Source organism: Methanocalculus sp., from assembly GCF_030651615.1.
Lineage (GTDB): Archaea > Halobacteriota > Methanomicrobia > Methanomicrobiales > Methanocorpusculaceae > Methanocalculus.
This window is the reverse complement of sequence record NZ_JAUSCG010000134.1, coordinates 1-2,760: the sequence shown is the minus strand read 5'-3', so window position 1 is coordinate 2,760 and position 2,760 is coordinate 1. Positions and strand designations below refer to the sequence as shown.

The 2,760-nt window shown below is 49.1% G+C and carries 5 protein-coding genes and 1 pseudogene; 4 read left to right on the top strand and 2 right to left on the bottom strand.

What is annotated here, in order from left to right; all coding sequences use genetic code 11:
- A pseudogene (locus tag Q7V06_RS05880) lies at nt 1–255 on the bottom strand (asparagine synthase); the annotation flags it as partial.
- 53 nt (nt 256–308) lie between these two features.
- The gene (locus Q7V06_RS05875) at nt 309–515 is read right to left on the bottom strand and encodes a hypothetical protein (RefSeq protein WP_304839412.1); all 207 of its coding nucleotides are present in this window, start codon (nt 513–515) and stop codon (nt 309–311) included.
- 167 nt (nt 516–682) lie between these two features.
- Here Q7V06_RS05875 and Q7V06_RS05870 point away from each other — a divergent pair, with 167 nt between their 5' ends.
- From Q7V06_RS05870 to Q7V06_RS05855, 4 genes are all read left to right on the top strand, one after another.
- Nucleotides 683–1,069 (top strand): DUF2178 domain-containing protein, encoded by a 387-nt coding sequence (locus Q7V06_RS05870; protein WP_304839410.1) that lies wholly within the window; start codon nt 683–685, stop codon nt 1,067–1,069.
- Nucleotides 1,070–1,071: 2 nt separating this feature from the next.
- Complete coding sequence (locus Q7V06_RS05865; protein WP_304839407.1) at nt 1,072–1,266, top strand: helix-turn-helix transcriptional regulator; 195 nt, start codon at nt 1,072–1,074, stop codon at nt 1,264–1,266.
- A gap of 79 nt (nt 1,267–1,345) precedes the next feature.
- Nucleotides 1,346–2,014: an ABC transporter ATP-binding protein gene (locus tag Q7V06_RS05860; protein ID WP_304839405.1), complete on the top strand. Its 669-nt coding sequence runs from the start codon at nt 1,346–1,348 to the stop codon at nt 2,012–2,014.
- A partial coding sequence (locus Q7V06_RS05855) for an ABC transporter permease (protein WP_304839403.1) occupies nt 2,011–2,760 on the top strand: 750 nt, incomplete at its 3' end. The genes Q7V06_RS05860 and Q7V06_RS05855, both read left to right, overlap by 4 nt.

The following is a 2,760-nucleotide window of genomic DNA, read 5'->3' as shown; positions in this document are numbered from 1 at the left end:
TAGTGGCATTAACGGGGGATTTGGAGCGATACTACACACTGTGCTATCATTCTTCTGAAACTGACCAGCCGGGGAGTTACCGGGCACCACCCCCAGATGATCGCGGAGACGGTATGTCCCATAGGTGATCGAAAACTCTCCCCCAAAACCGCAGACCCGATCCGGGTGATCAGACAGGATCGTTTCGATCTCGTCTCCTGTCAGGATCCTTCCGTCTTCTTCGACCCATCCACGGATAGTGAGTTCGTCTTTCATAAAAGCCTCCCGTACTCTCCTCATCCTCCGGAGATAAAACTGCGGGTTTGATACTAACCCCGGTACACAACCGACTCGATCTCGTCCCGGACTGCTGATCTGACCATCCGTTCGATCTCTTTTACATCAAGTGGAGATCGCCCTGTTGTGCGTAGTTCCCTGATGATAGCATCCATCATCCGTATCCCCTCACTCAGGCCTGACCCGTACGCTGTTGCAATCTCATAGGCATCCTCAGAAATCCTGACTACCCTAGACATGGATAGGTGATCTGACGTGAGAGTAGTTCAATGTTACACATTGTAACACCATACAATCCGGCCAGTAACAATATGTAACATAGGCGGGGATGCCCCGTTACCTATTGTAACTGTGCCATTCTCCCTTCGGAATCTATTATTAGATGCTTATCGCATCTACTTGAAGGATGAATCGCATCGCTTCATGGTCTGCTCCAATTGCCATTGGTCTCGCCCTCATAGCAGGCATATGGGCTGCAATGAGTATGGAGAATGTTGAACTGCTCCAATTCGTGGCACTCGCAATGATACTCCTCATCTTCTGGATCTGGAGAAGGATGAACATCATCATCGATGAGCGTCTTGTGCTGATCTATGAAAAGACGGCTGTCCGGACACTTGAGGTCTCGGTGCTGGTACTCTTCCTCTTCTCTGTCTTCATCCTCGGTATCGGATACTTCGCTGATGCATCAAACCTTCTTGACTGGGGATATGCCCTTGTACAAAATATTATTTTAATCATAGCAGTCTTCATCATATTCTGGCTGTACTATACACGTAAGTTTGGAGCATAGCGATGAGGAATACCATCAAAGTCTACCGGACAGAGCATAATCTGACTCAGGAGGAACTTGCGCAGGCTCTTGGTGTCACCCGGCAGACGATCCTCGCCATTGAAAAAGGTAAATACGACCCATCACTCGAACTCGCTTTCAAGATAAGCCGTTACTTCGCAGTCCCTGTTGATGAGATATTTCTCTATGACGACTGAAGGTTCTCTCACAACCCATATATAACAAAATGTACAATATATTTTACATCCGGTGTCCTGCACCTTTGTGGAGAGAAGAATGGAGATATGCATCCGGCTTGAAGATGTCAAACGAATTTATCCGATGGAAGCGGGAGATGTCTACGCATTGAACGGTGTTACTCTGGATATTGGTGTTGGAGAGTTTGTAGCGATCATGGGGGCTTCCGGATCCGGCAAGACCACCCTCTTAAACCAGATCGGGTGCCTCGATCAGCCGACCAGTGGCGACCTGTATATCGAGGGGAAGAACACACGCGAACTTTCAGACTTCGAACTGACGAACCTTCGCCGGGATGCGATCGGTTTCATCTTTCAGAAGTTCAACCTCATTCCACTTCTGACAGCGTTTGAGAATGTCGAGTATCCACTGATTTTAAAGACCGGAAGTAGGGATATGACCGGTAAACCTGCTGAACTCTTAAGACTCGTCGGCCTTGACGGCAGTCTGGCACAACACACGCCAAACCAGCTTTCAGGGGGGCAGCAGCAGAGGGTGGCAATCGCACGTGCCCTTGCAAACGATCCGAGGATCCTCCTCTGTGACGAGCCGACCGGCAATCTTGATTCAAAGACCGGAACCCAGATCATGGAACTCTTACATGACTTAAACCGTGAGGGGAAGACGATCGTCATGGTCACACATTCCGACGAGATCGCAACCTATGCCGATCGGATCATCACCATACGTGACGGGGTGATCCAATGATACATCTTGGAATGACGTTTGAACTTGCTAAGAGAAATGTCAGGCTCCACCTCTTCCGTTCAATTCTTGCAGCAATTGGGATCATCATCGGTGTTGTTGCGATCACGTCAATGGGGCTCCTCGGCGGGGCGCTTGAACAGTCCGTATCTGATGAACTCATGAAGATGGGCAATACAATCATCATCACCCCTGCCAGCCCTTCGGTTGGAGATGTGAAGGCAGGGATAGATGAGTCAAATCTCAGGCAGATAAAATTGATTGCGGGGAGAAATCCGACAATTGCCTTCCATAACACCTATGATCAGGTGAAGGTGGGAGACACCCGCGGGTACTCTTCAGTCTATGGTGTAGATCCAACAGAACTCCAATCGATAACAACGCTTGTTTCCGGCAGGTACGTCTCCGGAACAGAAGGCGTGATGATAGGTCAGAACCTTGCGAGGCAATACGGACTCAAGGAAGGAAATTTCATTACAATCGGTATTGGAGCACGTGAACAGCGGATCCGTGTTGTCGGAATCCTTGAGAACACCGGATTTTCCGGGAGTATCCAGACTGACAACGCAATTGTTGGATCTGAGCGGTGGTACGAGTCGATCTATGGTGGTCGCGGGAAGTACGATCAGGTCGTCATTACGGTAGCTAATCTGGATGAGATCGATGGGATCAAAGATGCGATCGACTCCAGATTGAACAGGCGGGAGGATGTTGTCAATATCATGGATTTCAGATCGATGATCTCATCC